Annotated in this window: 23 protein-coding genes; 10 read left to right on the top strand and 13 right to left on the bottom strand. The window is 54.5% G+C overall.

The window, feature by feature from the left end; all coding sequences use genetic code 11:
- The first annotated feature begins 12 nt into the window (after positions 1-12).
- Both araC and ACXKZG_RS12535 read left to right on the top strand, forming a co-directional pair.
- On the top strand, positions 13-930 hold the full coding sequence (gene araC / locus ACXKZG_RS12540; RefSeq protein WP_013201987.1) for an arabinose operon transcriptional regulator AraC: 918 nt from the start codon (positions 13-15) through the stop codon (positions 928-930).
- Between the two features lie 87 nt (positions 931-1,017).
- Positions 1,018-2,058, top strand: a complete 1,041-nt coding sequence (locus ACXKZG_RS12535) for an oxidoreductase (RefSeq protein ID WP_134824031.1) — start codon at positions 1,018-1,020, stop codon at positions 2,056-2,058.
- Between the two features lie 126 nt (positions 2,059-2,184).
- Here ACXKZG_RS12535 and add read toward each other — a convergent pair whose 3' ends face one another.
- The 3 genes from add to malX form a co-directional block, all read right to left on the bottom strand.
- On the bottom strand, positions 2,185-3,183 hold the full coding sequence (gene add / locus ACXKZG_RS12530; protein ID WP_013201989.1) for an adenosine deaminase: 999 nt from the start codon (positions 3,181-3,183) through the stop codon (positions 2,185-2,187).
- Between the two features lie 147 nt (positions 3,184-3,330).
- A complete protein-coding gene (locus ACXKZG_RS12525) occupies positions 3,331-4,503 on the bottom strand; it encodes a MalY/PatB family protein (RefSeq protein WP_488874941.1) in 1,173 nt (390 codons plus the stop codon).
- Positions 4,504-4,588: 85 nt separating this feature from the next.
- The gene (gene malX, locus ACXKZG_RS12520; RefSeq protein ID WP_338568756.1) at positions 4,589-6,175 is read right to left on the bottom strand and encodes a maltose/glucose-specific PTS transporter subunit IIBC; all 1,587 of its coding nucleotides are present in this window, start codon (positions 6,173-6,175) and stop codon (positions 4,589-4,591) included.
- Between the two features lie 197 nt (positions 6,176-6,372).
- Between malX and ACXKZG_RS12515 the strand changes: the two genes are divergently transcribed.
- The gene (locus tag ACXKZG_RS12515; protein ID WP_134824033.1) at positions 6,373-7,404 is read left to right on the top strand and encodes a Mal regulon transcriptional regulator MalI; all 1,032 of its coding nucleotides are present in this window, start codon (positions 6,373-6,375) and stop codon (positions 7,402-7,404) included.
- 43 nt (positions 7,405-7,447) lie between these two features.
- Here ACXKZG_RS12515 and ACXKZG_RS12510 read toward each other — a convergent pair whose 3' ends face one another.
- A complete protein-coding gene (locus ACXKZG_RS12510) occupies positions 7,448-8,950 on the bottom strand; it encodes a YdgA family protein (protein WP_488874940.1) in 1,503 nt (500 codons plus the stop codon).
- A gap of 142 nt (positions 8,951-9,092) precedes the next feature.
- Positions 9,093-10,265 carry a mannose-6-phosphate isomerase gene (gene manA / locus ACXKZG_RS12505; RefSeq protein ID WP_488874939.1) on the bottom strand — a complete coding sequence of 391 codons (1,173 nt, stop codon included), beginning with the start codon at positions 10,263-10,265 and terminating at the stop codon, positions 9,093-9,095.
- A gap of 198 nt (positions 10,266-10,463) precedes the next feature.
- Here manA and fumC point away from each other — a divergent pair, with 198 nt between their 5' ends.
- A complete protein-coding gene (fumC, locus tag ACXKZG_RS12500; RefSeq protein ID WP_105759107.1) occupies positions 10,464-11,861 on the top strand; it encodes a class II fumarate hydratase in 1,398 nt (465 codons plus the stop codon).
- 59 nt (positions 11,862-11,920) lie between these two features.
- On the opposite strand, the gene tus is transcribed toward fumC, so the two are convergent.
- Together tus and ACXKZG_RS12490 are read right to left on the bottom strand one after the other, a co-directional pair.
- Positions 11,921-12,850, bottom strand: coding sequence for a DNA replication terminus site-binding protein (gene tus / locus ACXKZG_RS12495; protein ID WP_488874938.1), 930 nt, complete (start codon positions 12,848-12,850; stop codon positions 11,921-11,923).
- A 168-nt stretch (positions 12,851-13,018) separates the two neighbouring features.
- Positions 13,019-13,420 (bottom strand): H-NS family histone-like protein, encoded by a 402-nt coding sequence (locus ACXKZG_RS12490; protein ID WP_013201997.1) that lies wholly within the window; start codon positions 13,418-13,420, stop codon positions 13,019-13,021.
- A 647-nt stretch (positions 13,421-14,067) separates the two neighbouring features.
- Here ACXKZG_RS12490 and ACXKZG_RS12485 point away from each other — a divergent pair.
- A complete protein-coding gene (locus ACXKZG_RS12485) occupies positions 14,068-15,144 on the top strand; it encodes an AbrB family transcriptional regulator (RefSeq protein WP_134824038.1) in 1,077 nt (358 codons plus the stop codon).
- Positions 15,145-15,229: 85 nt separating this feature from the next.
- Here ACXKZG_RS12485 and ACXKZG_RS12480 read toward each other — a convergent pair whose 3' ends face one another.
- The 3 genes from ACXKZG_RS12480 to bhsA (ACXKZG_RS12470) form a co-directional block, all read right to left on the bottom strand.
- Positions 15,230-17,272, bottom strand: coding sequence for a choline transporter (locus ACXKZG_RS12480; protein WP_013201999.1), 2,043 nt, complete (start codon positions 17,270-17,272; stop codon positions 15,230-15,232).
- Between the two features lie 370 nt (positions 17,273-17,642).
- Complete coding sequence (gene bhsA / locus ACXKZG_RS12475) at positions 17,643-17,900, bottom strand: multiple stress resistance protein BhsA (protein ID WP_013202000.1); 258 nt, start codon at positions 17,898-17,900, stop codon at positions 17,643-17,645.
- Positions 17,901-17,954: 54 nt separating this feature from the next.
- Positions 17,955-18,209, bottom strand: coding sequence for a multiple stress resistance protein BhsA (gene bhsA / locus ACXKZG_RS12470; RefSeq protein WP_134824039.1), 255 nt, complete (start codon positions 18,207-18,209; stop codon positions 17,955-17,957).
- A gap of 304 nt (positions 18,210-18,513) precedes the next feature.
- Here bhsA (ACXKZG_RS12470) and ACXKZG_RS12465 point away from each other — a divergent pair, with 304 nt between their 5' ends.
- Together ACXKZG_RS12465 and msrA are read left to right on the top strand one after the other, a co-directional pair.
- Positions 18,514-19,155: a TetR/AcrR family transcriptional regulator gene (locus tag ACXKZG_RS12465; protein ID WP_013202002.1), complete on the top strand. Its 642-nt coding sequence runs from the start codon at positions 18,514-18,516 to the stop codon at positions 19,153-19,155.
- A 30-nt stretch (positions 19,156-19,185) separates the two neighbouring features.
- Positions 19,186-19,716 carry a peptide-methionine (S)-S-oxide reductase MsrA gene (gene msrA / locus ACXKZG_RS12460; RefSeq protein WP_013202003.1) on the top strand — a complete coding sequence of 177 codons (531 nt, stop codon included), beginning with the start codon at positions 19,186-19,188 and terminating at the stop codon, positions 19,714-19,716.
- 36 nt (positions 19,717-19,752) lie between these two features.
- Here msrA and ACXKZG_RS12455 read toward each other — a convergent pair whose 3' ends face one another.
- The gene (locus ACXKZG_RS12455; protein WP_013202004.1) at positions 19,753-21,006 is read right to left on the bottom strand and encodes an MFS transporter; all 1,254 of its coding nucleotides are present in this window, start codon (positions 21,004-21,006) and stop codon (positions 19,753-19,755) included.
- A 94-nt stretch (positions 21,007-21,100) separates the two neighbouring features.
- On the opposite strand from ACXKZG_RS12455, the gene ACXKZG_RS12450 reads away from it, so the two are divergent.
- The 3 genes from ACXKZG_RS12450 to bioD all read left to right on the top strand — a co-directional run bounded on the left by ACXKZG_RS12450 (position 21,101) and on the right by bioD (position 24,146).
- Positions 21,101-22,012, top strand: coding sequence for a LysR family transcriptional regulator (locus ACXKZG_RS12450; RefSeq protein ID WP_134824040.1), 912 nt, complete (start codon positions 21,101-21,103; stop codon positions 22,010-22,012).
- 117 nt (positions 22,013-22,129) lie between these two features.
- Complete coding sequence (mlc, locus tag ACXKZG_RS12445; RefSeq protein ID WP_134824041.1) at positions 22,130-23,347, top strand: sugar metabolism global transcriptional regulator Mlc; 1,218 nt, start codon at positions 22,130-22,132, stop codon at positions 23,345-23,347.
- A gap of 130 nt (positions 23,348-23,477) precedes the next feature.
- Entirely contained in the window at positions 23,478-24,146 is a 669-nt protein-coding gene (gene bioD, locus ACXKZG_RS12440) for a dethiobiotin synthase (protein ID WP_134824042.1), read from the top strand.
- 82 nt (positions 24,147-24,228) lie between these two features.
- Here the strand turns inward: bioD and osmV are convergent, their stop codons facing one another.
- Both osmV and osmW read right to left on the bottom strand, forming a co-directional pair.
- Positions 24,229-25,368, bottom strand: coding sequence for an osmoprotectant ABC transporter ATP-binding protein OsmV (gene osmV / locus ACXKZG_RS12435; RefSeq protein WP_013202008.1), 1,140 nt, complete (start codon positions 25,366-25,368; stop codon positions 24,229-24,231).
- Positions 25,368-26,015, bottom strand: coding sequence for an osmoprotectant ABC transporter permease OsmW (osmW, locus tag ACXKZG_RS12430; protein ID WP_013202009.1), 648 nt, complete (start codon positions 26,013-26,015; stop codon positions 25,368-25,370). The genes osmV and osmW overlap by 1 nt, the downstream gene beginning before the upstream one ends.
- Between the last annotated feature and the right edge of the window lies 1 nt (position 26,016).

The following is a 26,016-nucleotide window of genomic DNA, read 5'->3' as shown; positions in this document are numbered from 1 at the left end:
TCAGGAGGCGTTATGTACCATCGCTTAGCGCCCGTGGCGCAATCTAACCCGTTGTTACCTGGCTATCAGTTCAATGCCTGGCTGGTGGCGGGACTGACGCCGATTAACGCCGGGGATGGTCTGGACTTCTTTATCGACCGTCCGCTGGGCATGAAAGGCTTTATCATTAACCTGACCACCAAAGGGCGGGGCCAGGTGTTTAACGGTGAGGATGCCTTTGACTGTGAACCTGGCGATCTGCTGCTGTTCCAGCCAAAAACCCAGCATTATTATGGCCGATCGCCAGAAAGCGACTGCTGGCACCACCGCTGGATTTACTTCCGTCCCCGCGCCTACTGGAGCGACTGGCTGGTGTGGCAGGACGAGAAGAAGGGCGTTGGCCGGCTGCGGCTGCCGGAACGTCTGCGCGGCGAGTTTGAACGCCTGTTTGCCAACATCGAACAAACGCACACCTCCGGGCGACGCTTTGCCGAAGAGCTGGCGATGAACCTGCTGGAACGTCTGCTGCTGCGGGCGGTGGAAGAGGATCCGCGTAGCCATCAGCAAATTCGCGATCCGCGGGTGATTGAGGCCTGCCAGTTCGTCACCAGCAACCTGGCCGGCGAGCTGAAAATTGACGAAGTGGCCAACCACGTCTGCCTGTCGCCCTCGCGGCTGGCGCACCTGTTCCGCGAGCAAATGGGGGTCAACCTGCTGCGCTGGCGCGAGGATCAGCGGGTGATCCGCGCCAAGCTGCTGCTGCAAACCACCCAGGAGCCGATCGCTACCATCGGCAGGATTGTCGGCTACGACGATCAGCTCTATTTCTCACGCGTGTTCCGCAAACGCGTTGGCGTCAGTCCGAGCGATTTCCGCCGCCGTTCGCTGGACGCACACGATGCGCTGGTGGCGCAGGAAAGCTGGGATTTGCCCAGAAGTGCCAATAGTTAAGCGAAACGGATAATTCAGGTAATTCCCGCTTGTCCTTACCCTGCTGATAGTCTTAAATCATCAGGGTAAGTGACAAGAGGAATGCAAATGAGCGACAAAATTCGTGTAGGGCTGGTCGGTTACGGCTTTGCCAGCAAGACCTTCCATGCGCCACTGATCGCCGGTACGTCGGGCATGGAACTGTCCGCCGTCTCCAGCAGTGATGCCAGCAAAGTGCACGCTGACTGGCCATCCACTCAGGTAGTCTCCGATCCACAAACGTTATTTGACGATCCTGGGCTGCAACTGATCGTCATCCCAACCCCCAATGATACCCACTTCCCGCTGGCCAAAGCCGCGCTGAACGCCGGTAAACATGTGGTGGTGGACAAACCTTTCACCGTGACGCTGTCGCAGGCCCGTGAGCTGGACGCGCTGGCGAAAGCCAAAGGGCTGATGCTGTCGGTGTTCCACAACCGCCGCTGGGACAGTGATTTCCTGACGCTGAAAACGCTGCTGGCCGAAGGCACGCTGGGTGAAGTGCGTTACTTTGAATCGCATTTCGACCGCTTCCGTCTGGAAGTGCGTAACCGCTGGCGCGAGCAGAAGGGCGCAGGCAGCGGCATCTGGTACGATCTGGGGCCGCATCTGCTGGACCAGGCGTTGCAGCTGTTCGGCTCTCCGGTCGCCATCAATGTCGATACCGCCGAGCTGCGTCCGGGCGCGCAAACCACCGATTATTTCCACGCCGTGCTGACCTATCCTCAGCGTCGTGTGGTGTTGCATGGCAGCATGCTGGTGGCGGCGGAATCTCCGCGTTACCAGGTCCATGGCACCAAAGGCAGCTATGTGAAATACGGCCTGGATCCGCAGGAAGACCGTCTGAAAGCGGGCGCACGTCCACCGCAGGAAGACTGGGGTTACGATATGCGTGATGGGGTATTGACGCTGGTGAATGGTGAGATGATGGCGGAAGAGACGCTGCTGACCATACCAGGCAACTACCCGGCGTACTATGCGGGCATCCGCGATGCAATCACCGGTGACGGCAGCAACCCGGTAACCGCTGAAGAAGCGATTCAGGTGATGGAACTGATTGAACTGGGCCTGCAGTCGGCCGAGAAGCGTCAGACCCTCTCTTTGAAGTAAACGCTTTACGCTAAAAAGTCGCTGCAGTAACGGCCTGAATAGTCCAGGCCATAAAAAAGCCCCGCGGGATATCCGTGGGGCTTTTTGTTGCGGTCGCCGTCAGGTCGACCTGATATTACTTCGTCTCTATGCCGCCACGCGGGCGCGCACCGCGTCTTTCTCCGCGTCGGTCAGGAACGCAATCTTCAGACCGTTTTCCTGCGCCGTGCGGATTTGCGCCAGGCTCAGACCCGCCTGTGGCGCCGCGACTTCATACTCATACGGCAACTCGATGCCCTGAACCGCCGGATCGTCGGTGTTAATGGTCGCCAGAATGCCGTGATCGAGGAATTTCGCCAGCGGATGCTGTGCCAGCGAAGCCACGGTGCTGGTCTGAATATTCGAGGTCAGGCAGGATTCCACGCCAATCTTATGCGCCGCAAGGAAATCCATCAGCGCCGGATCGTCAACGGCCTTCACGCCGTGGCCAATACGCTCGGCGCCCAGCTCACGAATGGCCTGCCAGATGCTCTCCGGGCCAGCGGCTTCACCGGCGTGAACGGTGATGCGGAAACCGGCATCGCGCGCGCGGTTAAAGTGGCTGAGGAACTGGCTGCCCGGGAAGCCCAACTCATCACCGGCCAGATCCAGCGCGGTAATGCCATCACGGTGAGCCAGCAGGCCTTCCAGCTCGCGCAGGCAGGCTTCTTCACCGAAGGTACGGCTCATTATGCCAATCAGGCGCACGTCAATATTGTGCTGCTGACAACCGGCGCGCACGCCGTCGATCACCGCTTCCACCACGCCCGCCACCGGCAGGTTGTGGGTCATTGCCATATAGCCCGGCGAGAAACGCAGCTCGGCATAATGGATCCCGGCACGGGCGGCATCTTCCACGTTTTCCTGCGCAATACGGCGGCAGGCCTCCAGTGAACCCAGTACCTTGACGCCCCAGTCCAGCTTGTTTAAAAAGCTGACCAGATCCGGCTCGGTTTGGGTGACCTGAACGTGCGGACGCAGCAGTTCCAGGGTAGTGGCGGGCAGGGTAAGGTTAAACTCGCGGCCTAAATCCAGAATGGTTTGTGCACGAATATTGCCGTCAAGGTGGCGATGAATATCGGTGAGGGGAAGCTGGGTATCAATCATGTCGGCGCACTCATGTAGTTTTAATAAGTGCATAGCAGTATAAAAACATTTTGCGCAACACCGCCAGTGAATTGCGCAAACGACGCGTCAAGTGCCGATAATTTGTGCTCAGGCTGGCCTGTCGGCCGCAGATTCAGGGATGGCAGGCTAAAGCAGGCTCTCAATGGCTGCTATCAGCCGATCGAGGCCGTCATCCAGTTTGCTGCGTGGGCAGCCGACGTTCAGCCGCAGATAACCGTTGCCGTGCGGACCGTAGGTGTAGCCCGGCATGATCGCCACTTTCTGCTGTTCGATCAGCGCTTTTTGCAGTGCCTTATCGTCCAGTCCCAGTGGATTAAGGTCAATCCACGCCAGATAGGTGGCCTGCGGCGGCTGCCAGTTCAGCTGTGGAAACGCCTGATTCAGCCGGCGGGCAACCTGCTGCAGATTAGCCCGCAGATAGTCCCGTAAGGCATCCAGCCATTCCGCCCCTTCGCGGTAGGCGGCGATGTGTGCGGCAACGGCCATCACCGCCGGGGAAGAGAGGCCATTGGCACTTTTTAGCGCGTGGAACCAGGCCTCGCGATCGGCCTCGTCGCTGATAAAGCCATAGGCACCGGTCAGCGCCGGCACGTTAAAGCTTTTGGAGGCGGAGGTGAACAGCGCCCAGCGTCCCCGCGCAACGGCGATCCACGGCACATGCGGCTGGTCGCCCATCACCATATCCATATGGATTTCGTCGCTGATCACCTGCACACCATGGCGCTGGCACAGATCGGCCATCTGCTGAAGCTCATCGCGACGCCACACTTTGCCGGTCGGATTGTGCGGGCTGCACAGCAGCATGATTTTGCACTCGTCGCGGCTCAGCAGGATCTCAAGCGCCGCCATATCGCACTGCCACTCTGCACCGTTGCGAACCAGCGGCAACGACAGTACCTGACGATCGTTGCCTTCAATCGCTTTATAAAAGGCATCGTAGGCCGGCGTGTGGATCAGCACCGCATCGCCCGCGGAGGACCAGTGGCGGATCAGCTGCGCCACCATATAGATCACCGACGGCCCGTAGACAATTTGTTGCCGATCGACGCGCAGCGCAAACCGCTGCTGATACCAGTGGTCGATGGCGGAGAGGAAATCCTCATGCTGCCAGCGGCTGTAACCCAGCACGCCATGCGTCACACGGTGCTGGAGCGCCGAAAGAATGCAGGGCGCGGTGGCGAAATCCATATCCGAAATGGTGAAGGGCAGTAAATCATCGCGGCCAAAGCGGTCGGCCACAAAATCCCACTGGGTACACCAGCTGCCGTGGCGATCGATTACCCGGTCAAAATCAAACATAATAGCCTCAACTCTGTTAATGACGGCAAAATAAAGCGGGGCTGAAATCGGCTTCAGCCCCGCGTTGCTCAGGTTCAGCGTGCGATTAGCCCGGAACCGTCGCCATCATGCTGGCCATCTCATCTTTCACCGACTGCACCTGTGGCCCAATCACCACCTGCAAACTGTGTTCGTTAAGGTGGACCACGCCAATCACCCGGTTAGCTTTCAGCGCCGCATCATCCACCAGACTCATATCGTTGATGGTCAGACGCAGGCGAGTCAGACAGTTATCCAGCGAGGCGATATTGTCCATGCCGCCAAGCGCTGCAAGGATCGCTGGCGTGTTGTAACCCGATTTGCCGACGGTGGCCGAGATATTTTTCTCAACGGTGGTGGTGTCCAGATCGCGTCCCGGCGTTTTGATATTAAAGCGGGTGATTGCGAAGCGGAAAATCAGGTAATAACCGACAAACCAGATGGCGGCAACCACCGGCACGAAATACCATTTGGTCGACAGACCGTGCAGGATCCCAAACACCACAAAGTCGATCACGTTGCCGTCAGTATTGCCGATGGTCACGCCCAGCACCGCCATCACCGTGAAGCCCAGGCCGGTTAACAGCGCATGGATCACGTACAGCACCGGCGCCACAAACAGGAACAGGAACTCAATCGGTTCGGTGGTGCCGCCCACCACGCAGGCCACCACACCCGAAATCAGCAGGCCCTTAATCTTGTGACGATTTTCCGGACGGGCACAGTGATACATCGCCAGTGCCGCACCCGGTAAGCCGCCGAGGAAGGCCGGCATTTTGCCCTGTGACAGGAAGCGCGTGGCGCTTTCAGAGAAACCAGCAGAGGTTGGGCAGGAGAGCTGGGCCTGGAAGATGGTTAACGCCCCGCTGACGCTGTGACCACAGACATCCATGGTGCCACCGGCATCGGTGAAGCGGATAATCGCCACCAGGATATGCTGCAGGCCGAAAGGCAGCAGCAGACGCTCGCCGGTGCCGAAGATCATCGGACCGAACTCGCCAGCACCGTTAATCACCCAGCCCAGGCCGGTAATTGCCGCGGCAAACCACGGCCAGATCAGCGGGATCACCAGACCGACCAGGCCCATCACCAGCGTGGTGATAATCGGCACAAAGCGCGTACCGCCGAAGAACGCCAGCGCATCCGGCAGGCGAATGGTGTTGAAGCGCTCATGCAGATAAAACACGATAATACCGACGATCACCGCGCCGAGGATGCCGGTATCGATGGACTGAATGCCGATAATATTCTGAATGTTATTGGCTTTCAGCACCGCAGCATCGGTGGATGGCAGGATGCCTTTGGCGTTCAGCCAGAAGTTCACCGCCAGGTTCATCACCGCGAAGCCGACAAAGCCGGAGAAGGCGGCAACGCCCTTGTTTTCGCGCGCCATTCCCAACGGGATAGCGATGGCAAACATCACCGGCAGATAGCTAAAGGCGAAGGAGCCGACTTTGCTCATCCACATAAAGATCAGCTGCAGCACCGAATTACCGAGGAACGGGATCAGGGTAATGACATCATGACTGCTCAACGAGCTGCCGATACCCATCATAATGCCGCAGAAAGAGAGCAGCGCGACGGGGAGCATAAAGGTTTTGCCTAAGCTCTGGAAAAACTCCCAAAGCGTAATTTTTTGTTTGGTGGCCGACATGGTCTCTCCTGGCATAAAAATGCTCAGCCGCTGCTGAGGTAAAAAATGATAAAACGTTTTACCACCCATTAATGCGCGACATGTCACACTCTTCCCGGCCAAGAAGGTTTTATTTATCGGCCTGCAGGTGTAACGTTTTACCCTGCTGTTTCGATCATGTTGTACGAACAGGTCAGCCAGGGCTGACTGGACAAAATATGTCGCTGAAAAAAATCACCATTAATGATGTTGCCGCCGAAGCGGGCGTCTCTGTGACCACGGTCTCGCTAGTGCTTTCCGGCAAAGGACGCATTTCGCCTGCCACCTCTGAACGGGTTAATCTGGCCATTCAGGCGCTGGGCTTCGTTCCCAATCGTTCTGCCACCATGCTCAGAGGCGGAGGCAGCGGCGTCATCGGCTTGATCGTGCGGGACCTGTGCCAGCCGTTTTATGCCGAGATGACCGCAGGGTTGAGCGAAGGGCTGGAGAAAAACGGCAAGGTGCTGTTTCTGACCCAAAGCGGGCCGAAAGGGCAAAAACTCGATCGCTGCTTCGACACGCTGGTGGCGCAGGGCGTGGAGGGCATCGTATTGGGTGGCGGCGCAGATAATGCCTCCCATCTGGTGGAAAAAGCGCGGGAGCAGGGCATCGCCATTATCTGTGCTTCGCGAGCCAGCAGCCTGGAGAACACCGACTCTATCCGCCCCGACAATATGCATGCGGCAAAAATTGCCACGGAATACCTGATCAAGCGCGGGCATCACTGCATCGCCTGGCTGGGCGGATCCGGTTCATCGCTGACGCGGGCCGAACGGATCGGTGGCTACTGTTCCACGCTGATGCAATACGGTCTGCCGTTTCGCAGCGACTGGATTATTGAAAGCGGTCGCCATCAGCGGGACGTGGCCGAGGTGACCGAGAATTTGATCCATCATCATCCAACCATCACCGCCATTCTCTGCCATAACGCCTCGGTGGCGCTGGGCTGCTATTTCGGCCTGCAGCGCACCGGCCGAACCATTGGCAAAGGAGGCATGGACAGCTATTACGGACAGCAGATGGCGTTAGTGGGATTTGGCGATTCGCCGGAGGCCGAGCTGACCGATCCGCCGCTGACCTTTATAACCAGTTCAGCACGTGAAATAGGGCGAAGCGCCGCACAGCGGCTGTTACAGCGTATGGCCGACCCGGAAGGCGCGGTGCAGAACGTGATCCTGCCGCCGGTGCTGATTGAACGCGGATCGGCATAAAAAAAGGGCGCGATAATCGCGCCCTTTATTACTGCTAATCAGGTTACTGCGGCATCCCTTGCGGGGCCGCACCGCCACCCAACATATAGCGAGCCAGGAACTGATCCAGCGCCATTTTGTCGCCGTTCATGGTGACCTGTCCGGTCGCGTACTGCAGGCTGGTGACAATGTTATTGTCCTGCTGGGTGGTGAGCTTAAACATCTGGCCCATTGCCGCCACGCCTTTAACCTGCTGATCGGCCAGTTTGGCGGCATCTTCTTGCTTATAGCCTTCCGCCATCGCCACGTGGGTCATCATTTCGGTGGCCATAGGCATATTGATCGACAGCTTACCGTCCAGGGTTTTCAGCACGCTGTCAACAGCCTGACCGATGTTCTGCGGTGGGGTGGTGTTGGCGGCCGGATCTTTGAAGTGGACGGCAAGGTTAAAGCTGCTCTCACCTTTATCGTTCTTCCAGCTGAATGGCGCGATGTTGACAATCGGATCGCCTTTCAGCAGCAGCGGCAGGTTTGCCGAGAAGATCTGGCTCATCCGCTGCTGGTATAGCGCAGGATTATCGCTGATACCCGGTTCGTTCATCAGCGCCTGGACCTGACTGTTGTAGTTGTCAGAGAAGGCTTTCATGCCGTTAGCGTCAAACTGGGACAGCTTGATGGCGAGTTTACCCTGGCCAAAGTTCTGGTTCTGCAGCTTCAGGGAATCCAGTGCGTAATCGATGTTGCCGGAAATCAGGCTTTTCTCTGAGTTAAACGACGATTTGCCGTTCAGGCCTTCCGCGGTAAAGGCTTCTTTGCCGTCCACCACGGCGGTCAGTTTCTTCAGGTTGATGCTCTGATCGCCAATGCGCATCCCTTCCGGGCTAAGATGGGTGCTGGCATCCAGTTTCAGGCCGTTAGCGGTAAACATCACCGGCATATCCAGCTGGTTTTTGGTGGTCAGCACCAGGCTGTCCAGATCGCCACTGAAATTGACCTTATCGCCTTTGTTATCGGCGTCGATATTGACCGTACCGCCGTTAGAGGCAAAGCGCTCGCCGGTTTGCGCATTGTTATAATCCACCGGCAGCAGGTTGATGGCAGACGCGGTTGCGCCGCTGTATCCGACGCGGGTATCAGCCTGAACGATCGACTGACCTTTGGTCATTTCAAACAGCTTCTTCACGGCATCGGTGTTCTCAAGCTGGGTATGCACCGACGCCATGCTTGGGATCAGGTTGAATTTTTTCAGCTGGGCGAACGGGAAAGGACCGTGATCGATTTTTTCATTAAACACGATGCTCTGGCCTAGCTTGATCAGCGAGTTGTCTTCAGTCTGTGAGTTAGACTGCAGGACAAAGCGGGCGGTACTGGTGAACACACCGCGCTGGAAATCCTGATAGCTCAGCTTGAGGCGGTTTTCCGGCGCCATGTTGTTCATCTGGGCATTCGCATTTTGCACCAGCTCATCCATGTGCGATTCCAGTTGTTTGCCGGTAAACCACGCGGCTCCGGTCCAAATCACGCCGAGTGCGACTACTACGCCAATCGCTATCTTTGTCTTCTTCATCTGTCAGTCGTCCTTTTAGTCACTGGCGCCGGCAAATCGATCCTGTGGGCAAATGCCTGGCGAAGAAAAAACGCCCTGAGGCGTTTTGCTTAATAATTTGATTAATAATAGCAATTGTGGCGCTTAACGTCAGCCGTAAATCCTACAGCAGGTTACAGACGCGCGCCACCCGACCATTGCCTGCCAGCGTCACCGGGGCGTCCGTGGCCGGAACAAAACAGGACTCGCCGGGTTTGAGCGTCAGCTGCTGGTCGTTATGGCTGATGACCGCCTGGCCATCCACGCAGAACAGTATCGCGGCGCTTTGCTGCTGAACGACGGTTGGCTGGGCGCTGAGCTGGTGGAGGGAGAAAGCAAAATCGTCCACCGGAACCGGGAAATTAAGCGTATCGCCTTGCTGCACCGGCTGAGTCAGCAGGTTGGCATACGGCTTGGCATCAAATTTCAGGTTCGCCATCAGTTCGGGAATATCGATATATTTCGGCGTTAATCCCGCGCGCAACACGTTATCCGAATTGGCCATCACTTCCAGCGCCACCCCTTGCAGATAGGCGTGTGGCGTCTCGGCAAACAGGAACATCGCTTCGCCAGGTTGCAGCTCAATCACATTCAGCAGCAGCGGGGAGAACAGCCCACTGTCATCAGGGTAAAAGGTTTCAATCAGCGAGATGGTGGCCCAGGGTTCGCCCTGTTGACGCGGGATTTCGCTCTTCAGCACGTCCAGCGCCAGGCTCTTCTCTTCACCTTCCATCGACAGCAGCGCGGTAAATAGCGCCTCAAGGCCACTCATCTGCGGGTTCTGCAGGAAATGGGCAATCGCCGGATGTGCACCCGCGACCGGCTGCAGCAGGGAGATGATTTCGTGAAGCTCACGAAAACCGTTGATGGCCTTAAACGGCGTCAGTGCAAACACCAGCTCGGGCTTATGGTTGGCGTCTTTGTAGTTACGGTTTGGCGCATCTAAAGGAATGCCAGCCACATTCTCTTTGTCAAAGCCGACTTCGGCTGCCGCTTTGCTTGGGTGAACCTGAATCGACAACGGCTGATCGGCGCAAAGCACCTTGAATAAGAACGGCAGTTCACCAAAGCGCGCAGCGACGGCTTTGCTGAGGATCGCCTCTTTATCGGCATCAATCACCGCACGTAATGACTGCTTGTGACCCTCAACGTCTATAAAGGAAGGGCTTTTGGGATGCGCACCCATCCAGAGTTCCGCCATCGGCAGGTTATCCGGGTTAGGAATGCCATACAGTTCGGTCAGGGCAGTGGGGCTACCCCAGGCATAATTTTGCAGCGAATTGATTAATTTTTGCATGTTAACTCACACATAATCGGATAATAACTGCGTGTATTAAAGCAGAAAACCACGTCAAAAAGACAATGCGGAGTGCAAGAAGGTCGAATGAGTCGCATAATGTTAAATTCTTGTATGCCAGAATATCGCCCGCGCTTTTGGCCCTTCAGGGCAAAGTAACGGTTCAAAATCATATTATTGTGCAAAAAGGAGAGAGTCATGGCTGCCAACCGCATTGAGAAAGATTCAATGGGTCCCATCGAAGTTCCTGCTGATAAACTGTGGGGCGCGCAAACGCAACGCTCACTGGAACACTTTCGTATCTCCACCGAAAAAATGCCTGTTGAACTGGTGCACGCTCTGGCGCTGACCAAGCGCGCTGCGGCAAAGGTGAACAGTGATTTAAGCCTGTTGCCCAATGAGCGGGCCACGGCCATTATCTCCGCCGCGGATGAAGTGCTGGCGGACCAACACAGTACAGAATTCCCGCTGGCAATCTGGCAGACCGGTTCCGGTACCCAGACCAACATGAATATGAATGAAGTGCTCGCCAACCGCGCCAGTGAAATCCTTGGCGGCGTGCGGGGCATGGAACGCCTGGTGCATCCAAACGACGATGTGAATAAAAGTCAGAGCTCCAACGATGTCTTCCCGACCGCGATGCATGTCGCGGCGGTACTGGCCATTCAGGAGCATCTGCTTCCTCAGCTTAAAATCCTGCAAAAAACTCTGAACGATAAAGCCGACGCCTTTAAGGATATCGTCAAAATTGGCCGAACCCATCTGCAGGATGCCACGCCATTAACCCTCGGCCAGGAGATCTCCGGCTGGGTGGCGATGCTGGACCATAACCTCAGGCATATTGAGCAGAGCATTCCGCATGTCGCGGAACTGGCGTTAGGCGGTACGGCGGTAGGGACGGGGCTGAATACGCACCCGGAATATGCGGTACGCGTGGCGAAAGAGCTGGCTGACCTGACCAAACAGCCTTTTGTCACCTCGCCAAATAAATTCGAAGCACTGGCAACCTGTGATGCGCTGGTCCATGCCCACGGTTCACTGAAAGGGCTGGCCGCATCATTAATGAAGATCGCCAACGACGTGCGCTGGTTATCGTCGGGGCCGCGTTGTGGTATCGGCGAAATTGCCATTCCTGAAAACGAGCCAGGCAGCTCTATCATGCCAGGTAAAGTCAATCCGACCCAGTGTGAAGCGATGACCATGCTCTGTTGCCAGGTGATGGGTAACGATGTGGCGGTCAATATGGGCGGTGCATCCGGCAATTTCGAACTGAATGTTTATCGTCCAATGATCATCCATAACTTCCTGCAATCGGTGCGGATGCTGGCAGACGGGATGGACAGCTTCAATCACCATTGCGCCGTCGGTATTGAGCCGAATCTCGATCGTATCAGCCAGCTATTAAATGAGTCATTAATGCTGGTGACGGCATTAAATACGCATATTGGCTACGATAAAGCGGCAGAAATTGCCAAGAAAGCGCATAAAGAAGGCTTAACCCTGAAAGGATCGGCGCTGAAACTGGGTTATCTGACCGAAGACGAGTTTGATGCCTGGGTTAGACCGGAAGATATGGTTGGCAGCATGAAGTCTTAATGACAGATTGATGAAGGAGCGGAATTTATTCCGCTCTTTTTTTTGCCGCCAGTAACCTGTTACAGGTTTGTATCACTATATAAATGCAACCTCGGGATCACCGCAAACAGCGGCGTGGCCTGAGGTTTAAATTTATGGGCCACGTTCGCCGCATCATAATTGCGTAATTCGCCAAGCTTCGGCAGCTGGTTTGCATCTTCGCAGAGCACCAGTAAAGGAGAAGGGCAGGCCAGCTGCGTTTGCGTTTGCTGTTGTTTATTCCATACGCGGGCAATCGGCTGCACCTTTACCGGGCGCTTAATCTTTAACTTTGCTCCCTTTGGCAGAGAATTAATTATCGCCATCTCCTCCTCCAGTTTTTCCGCCCACTGTTCACGGGTCCAGGGTGCCATTGCCCGTCCCGACGCCACGCTTTTTTTCAGCTTTTCCAGCATCTCTTCCCGGCTGACATTTTTTATAATGTGCTTATTTGCCCAGCCAAATCGCAGCGAATCGGGCGATTCCAGCAGGGTAATAGCGCGGTAGGCATTCAGCGTTATTAATCCTCTGAGATGGGTATGGACAAATTCAAAGCGTTCCTCAGCCTCTACCCCAGACTCAACGGTAATAATCTGTTCAAGGCGGTATTTCAGGCTATTAATCGCCTCAACCTGCTGACGGATAAGCGCCGATTGCTCCGGGTTGGCTTCAAAGCAAATTGCGCCAGGCAAGCGTACCGCAGCTTTAGTGCTTAATGACTCAGACTGATGTTGGATAAACAGGCGGGAATAATGACTTAGTGCCAGATTTAATGCTGATTGTGCCAGGTGCTGGGTAACGTTAATTTCCAGCAGCGGTTGATGCTCCTGGCCTTTATGCACCGGCGGCAATTCAAAAACCCGTGCCATCAGCAGACGCAGTTGAGGAAGCTGCTGGGTTAAGGCTGCCAACGCGGTCTGCAGCGCTTCCACACAGCGGTGCAGGTTATCTACGGCATCATATCGGCTCATAAGAAGTCACTCTTAGTTACAACATACTCATTATTGTCGCGCGCTTCAGGGATCAACAATCGGTCAGGCTGTTACGGGAGAGAATTATAAAGCGACAAAGAAAAGAGTCGTGAGATAAAAAGGGAAGGGAAGGTAGCCACGCCAGCGAAAACTGACGTGGCAGGAAGATTAAATCAGGAAATCTTCCAGTTTTTTACCCTGGTCCAGCGCCTGCTTAATTACCGCAGGAGTACGGCCCTGGCCAGTCCAGGATTTAGTTTCACCGTTTTCATCGGTGTACTGGTATTTGGCCGGGCGTGGAGCACGCTTAGCACGAGATTTACCGGTAGAAGTCTCTGCAGAAGTCAGTTCGCTTAAATCGATGCCGTCGTCCAACAGCATCTGACGGTATTTAGCCAGCTTCTCTTCTTTTTCCTTAACTTCAGAAGCGATAGCCGCTTCTGCATCACGACGTTCATTAACAACCGCTTCGAGTTTTTCCAGCATCTCTTCAAGTTCAGTTAAAGAAACTTCACGAGCCTGAGCACGAAGGGTTCGAATGTTATTTAATACTTTCAGAGTTTCGCTCATAAGGAATCCGTAGCGTTGAGTGGTTTAAAATTAATCAGTGTATGTATCGAGGACCAGTGTACAGAGAAAATTGACGGTAAAAAACACCTAATCATGAAAATGTTTATTTATTTTCGCTATTTTTACGCTGTTTAACTACCGGGGTCTCAATTCTGACAAGCTTATATTTACAATATTGAGACAAATCTTAACATCTGCCAGGGCATTACGTTGGGCAATTGAACAACTCCCATTCTGGCGGATAGCAATAATTGCGCTATTTTTGTCGATTTCTTATATTCAAATAAATACTTTACAGCGCCAGCATTAATATGAGTGGGCCTCCACAGGTTGGCTTAGTTAACCTGGCCTCGGGGACAACCGTTATAACCACTCTGCCAGTGAGTATTCAGGGACGATCGTCCGGTTGATAAGGCGAACGCTCAGGCAATACGTCGTAAATTCGCGTCCACCCGGCACGCAGTCAAAGAACCACCAAGGTTAACTGCTCACTTTAGTTACAACATACTAAATCCTTTTGAGAATAATAGCGTGGCTTTGAGCGCTGGGTCAGACTTATCACCGATATCGCGGTTAAAAAGTCAGGCAGGGCAGAATGAGCTGATAAAATGGAATGCGTATCTGTCAGGCACTTTATGGAGTCGTTGATGAAAATACCTCCCCTGCGTTGGTTCTGGTTGATTCTGTTTTCCACTCTGGCTGTCGTTGGCCTGGAAAGTTTGAATCTGCCGGCGGCGCTGCTGTTGGGGCCAATGGCAATGGCGATCGTTTTTGCCGCGCGAGACAAACCGTTAATCATCCATCGCAATCTGTTTTATCTGGCACAGGGCGTTGTGGGTAGCATGATTGCCCGCGCCATTCCCGCTTCAATATTTGTCGAAATCGCCAAAAACTGGCCCTTATTTATCGCCAGTATTTTCTCGGTCATTATCGCCAGTTCGTTGCTCGGCTGGTTACTGACGCGTTTTCAGGTGTTGCCCGGTTCGACGGCCATTTGGGGTTCATCGCCTGGTGCGGCTACCGCCATGACGCTGATGGCAGAAAGTTATGGTGCGGACGTACGGCTAGTGGCGTTTATGCAATATCTTCGCGTGGTGATTGTGGCGGTTGCGGCAACCATCGTGGCGCGGATTTGGGCGCCGGAGGTGCCTGCCGGTGCCGCGCCTTCCAGCTTTGATATTATTCAGCCTGTCGCCTGGGGACATTTTGCCATCACTGTTTTGGTGATCCTCGGCGGCGTGTTGGCCGGCAAAGTTTTCCGCATTCCGGCGGGACCGTTGTTAATGACCTTAGCAGGTGGGGTGATTCTGCAGGATTTTAATCTGCTGACCATTGAATTGCCGCCGGCGTTATTGATGGTGGCGTATGCGATTATTGGCTGGAGCATTGGTCTGCGATTTAATCGCGCCATTCTGCTGTATGCCGCCAAAGCACTTCCCCGACTGTTGCTGTCTATATTAAGCCTGGTGGCGATTTGTGGTTTGTTCGCATTTTGTCTGGTGCATTTCGCGGGAATCGATCCGCTGACCGCCTATCTGGCAACCAGTCCGGGTGGGGCGGATTCAGTCGCGATTATTGCCTCATCCAGTCACGTGGATATGCCTTTCGTGATGTCGATGCAAACCGGCCGCTTTATTGTGGTGTTATTAACCGGCCCGGCGCTGGCGAGGTGGGTCGCCAATTCGATGGCTTCCCGACAGCGTAAGCAGGATCGGCATCTCTGAAAAACAAAAAGCCGGGATACCGCGCAGTCATGTCAGAGGCATTTCGACATTAACGGGCGGTAACCCGGCTTTATTGCGCCGTGCTTTACTGCGTTTCAGGGAACGGCATGGCGTTTCCTGGTGCTTCACGGTGAATATGCAGGAAGGTTAAATGACGTTCGTACTGATCGAGAATGTCATTAATGATCTGCTCTTTGGTGTAATCCATCAAATCATTGCCCTGGCTGCCTTCCAGCAGGAAGGTTTCCAGTCGGTAGTAATCGGTTTTACCGCTACGCGCACGGTAGGTGAAGGCCGGAACCGAGTATTGCTGTGGCCAGATCTGATACAGGAAGCTCTGCTCTTCACCCAGCGCTACCGACATTTCAAGATGGTTCAGACGTTCATCTTCCAGCGGCGGCAGTTCATTGACCTGCACCTGAGCACCGCGACGTTCCAGTTCAAGCGCAACTTCCTGCATCGCTGGCAGACACACGGTGTCGAGCATCTTGCGGGTATGCGTACTGCCCGGATAATGCATCACGCGGGAGATACGCTGTTTCCAGTTCAGGCGATCTTCACGCGATACCGGCATAGGCTGGGTATTCACCACGCTGCTCGCGCGACGGTGATCTTCCACCCGCAGGGATTTATACAACCCGGCCATCACAAAGAAAATCACGAAGCTGAACGGCAGACCCATGATCACGGTGGTTTTCTGCAACGCGGTCACGCCATTCACCATCAGCATACCCACGGTCAGCAGGCCTATCGCCAGTGACCAGAAGATACGCAGCCAGTTCGGCGCATCATTGTTGATATCACTCAGTTTTGAGGTGAAGTTACCCAGTACCAGTGAACCCGAATCGGCAGAGGTCACATAGAACAGCAGGCCGGTAATGGTGGCGACCGAAGCACTGAAGGTGAAGGCAGGATACTGCGCCAGCAGGCTGTAGAATCCGCGTTCCGGGTGCGCCAGCGTTTCCTGGGCAAAGGCCATGTTGCCGCCGATGATTTCGTGCAGGGCGCTGTTACCAAAGATCGACAGCCATAACAGCGTGAAGATAAATGGAATAGTCAGGGTGCCGACCACAAACTGACGGATGGTACGTCCACGGGAGATGCGCGCCAGGAACAGGCCCACAAATGGCGACCAGGCAACCCACCACGCCCAGAAGAACAGCGTCCAGTTATTCATCCATTCAGTCGGGCGGTCAAAGGCGAAGCTGTTCAGCGTCATGCCCATAAAGCGGCTGATGTAATCACCCACGTTCAGCACCAGCGCATTTAGTAAGAAGCTGGTATCGCCGACAAACAGCACAAAGATGATCAGGAACAGCGCCAGCAGCACGTTCAGCTCCGACAGAATGCGGATACCTTTATTCACGCCCGAGGTAACGGAAATCGTCGCCATTATTACCGATAAGGCAATCAGCGCCGCCTGCGCGGTCAATCCTTCCGGCACATGGAACAGCACGTGCAGACCGTAGTTCAGCTGCACCACACCAATACCCAGCGTGGTGGCAATACCAAAGATGGTACCAATCACCGCCGCGATATCCACGGAGTGGCCAATCGGGCCATTAATACGCTTGCCGAAAATAGGGTATAAGGCGGAACGAATGGTCAACGGCAGACCATAGCGGTAGCTAAAGTAGCCCAGCGCGATGCCCATCAGTGCATACATCGCCCAACCGGTCAGTCCGTAGTGGAACAGCGTCCAGACCATGGCCTGACGCGCAGCTTCCATGGTTTGTCCCTGGCCTTCTGGCGGCATCATATACTGCGTCACCGGCTCGGCCACGGAGAAGAACATTAGATCGATACCGATACCCGCCGCAAACAGCATCGCTGCCCAACTGGTCAGGCTAAACTCCGGCTTAGATTGCTCCGGCCCCAGTTTGATTGAGCCAAAGCGCGAGGCGGCAATCAGCACCACAAAGACGATATAGACCGTAGCTGCCAGCAGGTAATACCAGCCGAAGGTATTGGAGACCCATTCAAGGGCACTGTTAATCCACCGATCCGATAAATCCGTGAAGAAAATAGTGGTGAGGGAGAAAAGCAGAATCAGTCCTGCTGAAGTGAAGAAAACCACTGGATTGATGCGGTCTTTTTGTTCTTTCCTGGATATTTCAGTCGTCGGCATACCATCTCCGAAAATAATCAAGATTGACCCCGATCTTTGCAAAGCGTGCCTTAGCGCATACTGGGAAATTCCGCCGCATATCCGCTAACTACACTGGGCAATAGTCAGGTTGTGAATTTATCCTTCTGATTTGGTTGTATTAATTCGTCAATTTCTCACCTTTTTTGTTGAAGATTTGTCAAAAGAGGCCACTATCATAGGTTTTATTGATTGAGCATTCAATTAAAAATAATTTCAGTATGGAAACTGTTGGCTTTATTTCCACATAAAGTGTGGCTTTATTTAACGGGGATTTTGACAGGAATATTCGGAGCGGTAGAAATAAGAATGCCGCCAGGGATGAGCTGGCGGCAGAGCGGGCGAAAAGCAATTAGTTATAAATGATGGCTGTGCCATGCAGGTTGTTCTGACCAGAGGTCGAAGTGATGAGGAAAGATTTCGCGCCCGCCAGTTGGGCCTTCTCCGAGAGTTGTGACTCCAGTGAGGCGAGGTTGGTGCTACCCGTTGCGCTGATCACGCCGATTTTCTGCTGGTTATCCGGGGCACTGCTGACCAGGTCGGCAGCCATGCTACCGAAAGACAATGAACCTAAAATCACAGCAGCTACAGCTAATTTGATGTTTTTCATGACGATACCCTTAATTTAAAATTTGTTATGGTGCAAAAAGCTCATTCGGTGCAATTACTGATAAATCTCTGCAGTAGCATGCATGCGGTTATTACCGGTGGTTGAGGTAATACGGAACGATTTTGCACCGGCTGCATCGGCTTTAGCCGACAGCTGAGATTCCAGGGAAGACAGGTTAGTGCCGGTGGCGGTAACCACGCCGACCTGCTGTTGATTAACCGGTTCCTGACCGACGATGTCAGCAGCGAAACCAGCGAAAGAAACGGAAGTCAGTGCGATAGCAGCCAGGGTCATTTTCAGGTTTTTCATAGTCTTTATTCTCTCTCAATTCGGTTTAGTTGATGTCTGCGTCGTTATTAGTTAACGATCATTAACTAAATGGTATTCCTGCCACGGCGATCCGTCAACTGCATTTTATTAACGACCGTTAATTTAATTGGCAAGCGCTTGATAAAAAATGATTTAAAGTTTCAAAAAAATTTTTCCCGACGCGGATTTCCCCCACAACATCCTGGTAAACAAGGAAAGTGACGAACAGGCTCGACATGGCCGCTTGATTGTTTTTATAATGATCGGTAATTTATTCCTCATTGCGTTGCCAAAGAGAGGATCTATGACCGATCAGGAAATCTGCACCCGTAAGGGCCGGGGACGGCCAAAAACCTTCGACCGGGAAGCGGCGTTAGACATTGCGCTTGAGCTGTTCTGGCGTCATGGCTATGAAGCCACTTCACTCTCCGATCTGGTTGAAGCGACCGGAGCGAAAGCGCCAACGCTGTACGCCGAATTTACCAATAAAGAAGGGATGTTCCGCGCCGCAGTGGATCGCTATATTGAGAAGTTTGCCGAACAGCGGCAGGCTGCTCTGGCTTGCCCTGAAAGCTGCGTAGAGAAAGGCGTGGAAGGGTATTTTCGTTCCACCGCCGCCTGCTTTACCGATGGCAAAAAACCGGCCGGCTGCTTCTTTATCTGTACCTCTACCGCACTCTCAGCGGATTCATCCGAGGTCGCTGATATGCTGCGCGCGCGCCACAACAGTCAGGAGAATCACCTGAATGAGTTTCTGCTGGCGCGTCAGGCCGCAGGTGAGCTGGACGCGAAGACCGACATCACGGCGCTTTCTGCCTATCTGGGATGCTTACTGCAGGGCATGTCCGTCCGCGCCCGCGAAGGCGCCAGCCGCGCAGAACTGGATAGCATTATTGATACGCTTATGCTGCAATGGCCGATATTAAGCCGGACAGGCTGTCACTGAGTCCGGCACGATCGTAAAAGAGGAGTCACCATGACAATTGAATATGCAACCATCGCCGGGGGCTGCTTCTGGTGCACAGAAGCGGTCTTCAAACAGATTACTGGCGTCGTGTCGGTAGAGAGTGGCTATATTGGTGGCCACACCAGCAATCCAACCTACCGTCAGGTTTGCGATGGCAACACCGGCCATGCAGAAGCCATTCGTCTTGGCTTCGATCCGGAGAAAGTCAGCTATGGCGACCTGCTGGATATCAGCTTTGCCACCCATGATCCTACCCAGCTGAACCGCCAGGGCAATGATATCGGCACGCAGTACCGTTCAGCGATTTTCCCGGCTGATGAAGCGCAGGCAGAAGAAGCCAAAGCGGCAATTGTGCGTGCGCAGGAAGATCAGACCAGCCCGATCGTGACCACCATTGAAGGTCCGGCCGAGTGGTATCCGGCGGAAGAGTATCATCAGAACTATTGGGAAGGTGAAGGGCAACAGAACCGTTATTGCCTGGCCGTGATCCCAGCCAAACTGCAGAAGCTGCACAAACGTTACGCTGACCGTACCAAGTAGCGGACAAACAAAAGAACGGGCGCAAGGCCCGTTCTTTTATAACGCTTTGCTGCGAAGACGAACGCCCACCAGCAACGCCAGCACCAGTAAGGTACAGATAAAGGCGGTAATGCCAACCCAGCCAAACTGATGCCAGAAAACGCCTCCCAACGTGCCCGCCAGGCTCGAACCCAGATAATAGCTAAACAGATACAGCGAACTTGCCTGTCCTTTGGCACGTCTGGCGCGTGGGCCAATCCAGCCGCTGGCAACCGAATGGCCGGCAAAGAACCCCGCGGTAAAGAGCATCATTCCCGGTAAAATCAGCCATACCGAACTGAACAGTGTCAGCAGAATGCCCACCACCATCATCCCGATGGAAAACAACAGTACTGCCGGGCGGCCATATTTGGCGGTCATCGCGCCCGCTTTAGGGGAACTCCAGGATCCGGTCAGATACACCACGGACAGCAGGCCCACAATGGCCTGACTGAGCCCATAAGGCGGCGCCAGCAGGCGATAGCCAATGTAGTTAAACATCGTCACAAACGCGCCCATGAGCAGGAAGCCTTCCGCAAACAGCAACGGCAGACCGCTGTCGCGCCAGTGCAACCGGAAGTTAATCAGCAAACTGCGCGGCTTGAGCGAGGCGGGCCGGAAATGGCGCGAGGGTGGCAGAATTTTCCAGAACATCAGCGCCGAAGCCAGCGCAAAGCAGCCAATTACCGCCACCGCCACCCGCCAGGAAGTGAAATCAGTGATCACGCCGCTCAGCAGCCTGCCGCTCATGCCGCCAATCGAATTGCCGCTGATATAAAGGCCCATTGAGAAGGCAATCACCCCAGGATGCACCTCTTCACTGAGATAGGTCATGCCAACGGCCGCCACGCCGCTTAATGACAGCCCGATTAGCGCGCGCATAATCAAAATGCCGTGCCAGCTGGTCATGGTGGCAGAAAGCAAGGTGCAGACTGCTGCCATCAACAGCGCGGTCACCATCACCGATTTACGGCCAATCGCATCCGACAGCGGCCCCGTTACCAACAGCCCGAGTGCCAGCAAGCCGGTCGCAACGGAAAGTGACAGGCTGCTGGCCGCCGGAGAGACGCCGAATTCCTGCGAGAGCACCGGCATTATGGGCTGCACGCAATAAAGCAGGGCAAAGGTCGCCAGTCCGGCGGAAAACAGCGCCAGCGTGACCCGCATAAACTGCGGTGTGCCGCGATTGATGTACTCATTGCTGAGCGGGAGGGGTTCAGAAGGCCGCTGCAGGCTGTCAGGAAGCGTCGCGGAAGGTGATGAGCGATTCACTGCAAATCCTTGAAATGAAATTATTCTGTTTACTGTAATAAGGGATTAATATGATGTCTAATCTATTAATAATCTCGAATGAGATGTTTAAAATATGACTATTGAGCTTCGTCACCTGCGCTACTTTATTGCGGTTGCAGAGGAGTTGCATTTTGGCCGGGCGGCGCAGCGGCTGAATATCTCACAGCCACCGCTCAGCCAGCAGATCCAAATCCTTGAGCAGCAAATTGGTGCCAGGCTGTTTGCCCGCACCAACCGCAGCGTGCAGCTTACCGCCGCAGGCAGCCAGTATTTGCTCGATGCCCGGCAAATCCTGCTGCAGGTCGATCAGGCTGCGGATAAGGCCGCCAGGCTGCACCGGGGAGATGAGGGGGAACTGCGCATAGGTTTTACCTCGTCCGCACCTTTTATTACCGCCGTCTCTGATGCGCTGTTTACCTTTCGCCAGCGCTATCCCGGCGTGCATATTCAGATGCAGGAAATCAACACCCGCCAGCAGTTGGAGCCGATCAACGAAGGACGGCTGGATCTGGGGGTGATGCGCAATACGCCGTTACCTGAAACCCTGGACCATCAGCTGATGCTGCGCGAGCCGTTATTTGCGGTATTACCTAAATCCCACCGCTTAGCTTCGCGCCCGGCGATCTCTGTCAAAGCGTTGGCGCAGGAACCTTTTGTTTTCTTCGATCCCAAAGTCGGTACGGCGCTGTACACGGAAACGCTGGCGTTGTTACAACGCTACGAGATCCAGCCCAATATTGCCCAGGAAGTGGGCGAGGCGATGACCATTCTCGGACTGGTTTCAGCGGGATTAGGCATTTCAATTTTGCCGGCCTCCTTCAGCCGCATTCGTCTTGAGGATGTCAGTTGGGTGGCGCTAAAAGAAGCAGATGCCTGGTCAGAAGTGTGGCTGGTCTGGGCAAAGCGGCGGGAGACCACCGCGCTGATGAAACACATGAAAGAACTGCTGTTACCCTCGCCAACTGATGGATTATCAGCCGGCTGAACGGCTTTTATGTGCTGCAAATCACATTCCGAATCAAATATTTGACGCCATCCGCGAAGTGTTTCACCATGACCGAAAGCTTTATTTTGAAGCGCGAAAATAAGTGGGAGCAGGGGTGTGATAGCGGACGGTCAGCCTGGCCACATTGACCAGATCAAACAGACAAATGCAGGGGCAGTTTATCGGCTGATTGATCGGTTTGGTCCCATTTCGCGTATAGAATTAGCCCGCAAGGCGCAGCTTGCGCCTGCCAGCATCACCAAGATTGTGCGTGAGATGCTGGAAGCCCATCTGGTTCAGGAAACCGAGTTTCAGGAAGCCGGCAGCCGCGGCCGTCCCGCGGTGGGATTAATTCTTGATACTCAGGCCTGGCATTACCTTTCAGTTCGTATTGGCAACGGTGATATTACCCTCTCGTTACGCGATCTAAGCAGCCAGCTGGTGACCGAGGATCTCTGCCCGTTGCCGGTGGAAAACAGCGAGCCGTTAGTCGGGCGCATTATAGCTGAAGTGGACGCCTTCTTTATCCGTCATCAGCAGAAACTCGAGCGTCTGACGGCGATCGCCATCACCTTGCCCGGCATTCTCAATGCCCGCAGCGGCATAGTTCATCGCATGCCTTTCTATCACATCACCGATATGCCGCTGGGTCCCGAGCTGGAAAAGCGGACCGGTCTGCCGGTCTATATTCAGCATGATGTTTGTGCCTGGACGCTGGCGGAATCGTTATTTGGTGCCGCTCAGGAAGCGAAGAACGTCATCCAGGTGGTGATTGACCATCAGGTGGGTGCCGGCGTGATCACCGGCGGCAGACTGTTACATAACGGCAGCAGCACGCTGGTTGAAATTGGTCATACCCAGGTCGATCCTCACGGCAAGCAGTGCTACTGCGGCAATCACGGCTGTCTGGAAACCGTTGCCAGCAGCGAGAACCTGCTGGAACAAGCGGCGCTGCGGCTCGAAACCTCCGCTGACAGCACGCTGCATGACCAACCGTTGACGCTGGAAGCGTTGTGCGATGCAGCCTTACAAGGCGACCCATTGGCTACCGAGCTGATCGTCGGTGTCGGTCACAGCGTGGGACGCATTGTGGCGATCATGGTCAACCTGTTTAATCCACAAAAAATACTGATTGGTTCTCCGCTCAATCAGGCCAGAGACATTCTCTTCCCGGCGATAGCTGATTGCATCCATCGCCAGTCTCTCCCGACTTACAGCCAGCAGATCGCCCTCGAGCCGACACAATTTCTTAACGTCGGAACGATGCCAGGTGCCGCGCTGGTAAAAGATGCCCTTTATGACGGCACCCTGCTGGTTAAACTGCTGCAGGGCTGATTCTCCTCGCTTATCGATAAAATATTGCGCTAACGCAAGCTGACTTTCCGCAGACTGTCCTACTATGCCGGTTGTTAATTGTTAATTCTTTTTAATCAATTTGATCGGTAATGACTAATGGAGGGCAGCAATGTTGAAGCGGATATTTGTGACGGGCACGGATACTGAAGTTGGGAAGACCGTAATCAGCCGCGCGCTCCTGCAGAAGCTGGCTGAAGGCAATAAAAGCACGGTGGGCTATAAGCCTGTCGCCAAAAGCAGCCAGCAAACAGAGCAGGGGCTCAGGAACAAAGATGCGCTGATCCTGCAATCTTCCTCCACGCTGCAATTGCCTTATGCCGCGATCAATCCGTTCACCGTGCTCGATGATGAGGTGAGCACCAGTCAGGACATCTTTGTTGATTACGCCACATTAAGCACCGGACTCAGTGCGTTAACTGAGCAGGCGGATTATGTGGTGGTGGAAGGTACCGGCGGCTGGCGCAGCCTGATGACTGATTTACGGCCGCTTTCTGAATGGGTGGTGGAAGAGAAAATTCCGGTGGTGTTGGTGGTCGGCATCAAGCTGGGTTGCCTGAGTCATGCGCTGTTAACGGCGGAAGCGATTATTAATGATGGTTTGCCGCTGCTGGGCTGGGTCGCGAACCGCATCAATCCGGGGCTGGCGCATTACGCTGAAATTATTAAGGTGTTGAGCAATAGCATTCAAGCACCGTTGTTAGGGGAACTGCCGTATCTGCCACGGGCTGAAACGCGCGATTTGGCGAAATACATCGATTTAAGCGCAGTCAGGTTTTGACGGTTTGCATCGGCCTGACAGGAAAAGGCCCTTAACTGACTTTCAGCGGCGTCCCTATTGCTGAAAGTCAGTTAACCTCGGATCAGGACAGGTTCAAGGCGCGACGTGTACGACCGGAACTCAGATAGCCCGCAATATAATCCTGCGAAATCTCCCCGCTGTATCGGCCTTCTTCATCGACAATCGGCATCCACACCAGATTGTGCTCATACAGTTTCGACAGCACGATACGCAGGTTCTCTTCCGCACGACCGGTGACGGTAAACTTGTTCAGCATTTCAATGCACTGTCCGGTGGCACCGCGCGCCTCACGACGTTTTACAAAGCCCAGCGGCTTGCCGTCATCATCCACTACGGTAATGGAGCGCATGTCGTTGTCATCCATCATGCCGAACGCTTCAGACAGCGGCGTATTCTTCTTCACGGTGATGGTGGGCTGCTGATCGGTAACGTCGCCGGCCTGAACCAGCAGCAGGCGTTTCAGCGTACGGTCCTGGCCAACGAAAGAGCCAACAAAGTCGTTAGCCGGCTTCGCCAGCAGCTCATCCGGGCTGGCGCACTGCACGATTTTCCCCTGACCGAATACCGCGATGCGGTCACCCAGTTTCAACGCCTCATCAATATCGTGGCTGACCAGCATCACCGTTTTCTTTAGCTGGCGCTGCATATCCAGAAACTCATTCTGGATCACTTCACGGTTGATCGGGTCGACCGCGCCGAAGGGCTCATCCATCAGCAGTACCGGTGGATCTGCGGCCAGCGCACGGATCACGCCGATACGCTGCTGCTGTCCGCCGGACATCTCACGCGGATAGCGGTGCAGGAAGGTTTTCGGATCCAGCGCCACCATGCTCATCAGCTCAGTCGCGCGCTCACGACAGCGCTTTTTATCCCAGCCAAGCATTTTTGGCACGACGGTAATGTTCTCTTCGATGGTCATGTTAGGGAACAGACCAATCTGCTGGATCACATAGCCGATGTTGCGGCGCAGCGTCACCGTATCCAGCCCGCTGGTGTCTTCGCCATTAATCAGGATTTTGCCGCTGGTTGACGGGATCAGACGGTTAATCATTTTCAGCGTGGTGGACTTCCCGCAGCCAGAAGGGCCGAGCAGCACACACATTTCGCCTTCCGGCACGTTCAGGCTGACGTTATCCACGGCATTAAAGGTGGACCCATTTTTCTGGCTAAACGTTTTAGTGAGATTTTCCAGTTTTATCATTATCGAATCCCCTTCGGAGTCAGCGCCAGCTGCAAGCGGTGCAGCAGCCAGTCGAGAATAATTGCCAGCAAACAAATCATCAGCGCGCCTGCAATCAACATACGGACGTCACTGCCGCTGATGCCATCAAGCAACAGCAGGCCGAGACCACCCGCACCAATCACGGCGGCAATCGCCATGACACCTACATTCATCACCACCGCGGTACGAATACCGCCGAAAATGACCGGCAGCGCCATTGGGATCTCCACCCAACGCAGACGCTGCGAAAAGGTCATGCCGATCCCGCGTCCCGCTTCACGCAAACCCGGCGGGATGTTTTCCAGCGCGGTATGGGTGTTGCGCACAATCGGCAGCAGGGAATAGAGGAATACCGCGGTGACCGCAGGCAGCACGCCAATTCCCTGACCGATCATGGAAAACAGCGGGATCATCAGGCCAAACAGCGCGATAGACGGGATGGTCAGCACGATAGTCGCCAGGCCCAGCACCGGCGTTGCCAGCCACTTATAGCGAACAATGACGATGCCGAGCGGTACGCCGATGACGATCGCCATACCGACGGCCAGCCCGACCAGCCACAGATGCTGAAAGGTCAGTGAGGCTAAATAGCTCCAGTTATCAATAATATAATGAATGGTATCCATA

Source organism: Erwinia sp. 2186, from assembly GCF_057812255.1.
The sequence above is the reverse complement of the archived record's forward strand: the minus strand, read 5'-3'. Positions and strand labels throughout refer to the sequence as shown.

What these genes read in the sequence shown, in the direction of transcription:
- manA (WP_488874939.1), bottom strand. Translation starts at nt 10,265, where the DNA reads ATGCAAAAATTAATCAATTCGCTGCAAAATTATGCCTGGGGTAGCCCC.
- ACXKZG_RS12515 (WP_134824033.1), top strand. Translation starts at nt 6,373, where the DNA reads ATGTCGCTGAAAAAAATCACCATTAATGATGTTGCCGCCGAAGCGGGC.
- bioD (WP_134824042.1), top strand. Translation starts at nt 23,478, where the DNA reads ATGTTGAAGCGGATATTTGTGACGGGCACGGATACTGAAGTTGGGAAG.
- araC (WP_013201987.1), top strand. Translation starts at nt 13, where the DNA reads ATGTACCATCGCTTAGCGCCCGTGGCGCAATCTAACCCGTTGTTACCT.
- osmW (WP_013202009.1), bottom strand. Translation starts at nt 26,015, where the DNA reads ATGGATACCATTCATTATATTATTGATAACTGGAGCTATTTAGCCTCA.
- ACXKZG_RS12490 (WP_013201997.1), bottom strand. Translation starts at nt 13,420, where the DNA reads ATGAGCGAAACTCTGAAAGTATTAAATAACATTCGAACCCTTCGTGCT.
- add (WP_013201989.1), bottom strand. Translation starts at nt 3,183, where the DNA reads ATGATTGATACCCAGCTTCCCCTCACCGATATTCATCGCCACCTTGAC.
- ACXKZG_RS12485 (WP_134824038.1), top strand. Translation starts at nt 14,068, where the DNA reads ATGAAAATACCTCCCCTGCGTTGGTTCTGGTTGATTCTGTTTTCCACT.
- malX (WP_338568756.1), bottom strand. Translation starts at nt 6,175, where the DNA reads ATGTCGGCCACCAAACAAAAAATTACGCTTTGGGAGTTTTTCCAGAGC.
- fumC (WP_105759107.1), top strand. Translation starts at nt 10,464, where the DNA reads ATGGCTGCCAACCGCATTGAGAAAGATTCAATGGGTCCCATCGAAGTT.
- ACXKZG_RS12480 (WP_013201999.1), bottom strand. Translation starts at nt 17,272, where the DNA reads ATGCCGACGACTGAAATATCCAGGAAAGAACAAAAAGACCGCATCAAT.
- ACXKZG_RS12465 (WP_013202002.1), top strand. Translation starts at nt 18,514, where the DNA reads ATGACCGATCAGGAAATCTGCACCCGTAAGGGCCGGGGACGGCCAAAA.
- bhsA (WP_134824039.1), bottom strand. Translation starts at nt 18,209, where the DNA reads ATGAAAAACCTGAAAATGACCCTGGCTGCTATCGCACTGACTTCCGTT.
- ACXKZG_RS12525 (WP_488874941.1), bottom strand. Translation starts at nt 4,503, where the DNA reads ATGTTTGATTTTGACCGGGTAATCGATCGCCACGGCAGCTGGTGTACC.
- osmV (WP_013202008.1), bottom strand. Translation starts at nt 25,368, where the DNA reads ATGATAAAACTGGAAAATCTCACTAAAACGTTTAGCCAGAAAAATGGG.
- msrA (WP_013202003.1), top strand. Translation starts at nt 19,186, where the DNA reads ATGACAATTGAATATGCAACCATCGCCGGGGGCTGCTTCTGGTGCACA.
- bhsA (WP_013202000.1), bottom strand. Translation starts at nt 17,900, where the DNA reads ATGAAAAACATCAAATTAGCTGTAGCTGCTGTGATTTTAGGTTCATTG.
- ACXKZG_RS12535 (WP_134824031.1), top strand. Translation starts at nt 1,018, where the DNA reads ATGAGCGACAAAATTCGTGTAGGGCTGGTCGGTTACGGCTTTGCCAGC.
- tus (WP_488874938.1), bottom strand. Translation starts at nt 12,850, where the DNA reads ATGAGCCGATATGATGCCGTAGATAACCTGCACCGCTGTGTGGAAGCG.
- ACXKZG_RS12510 (WP_488874940.1), bottom strand. Translation starts at nt 8,950, where the DNA reads ATGAAGAAGACAAAGATAGCGATTGGCGTAGTAGTCGCACTCGGCGTG.
- ACXKZG_RS12450 (WP_134824040.1), top strand. Translation starts at nt 21,101, where the DNA reads ATGACTATTGAGCTTCGTCACCTGCGCTACTTTATTGCGGTTGCAGAG.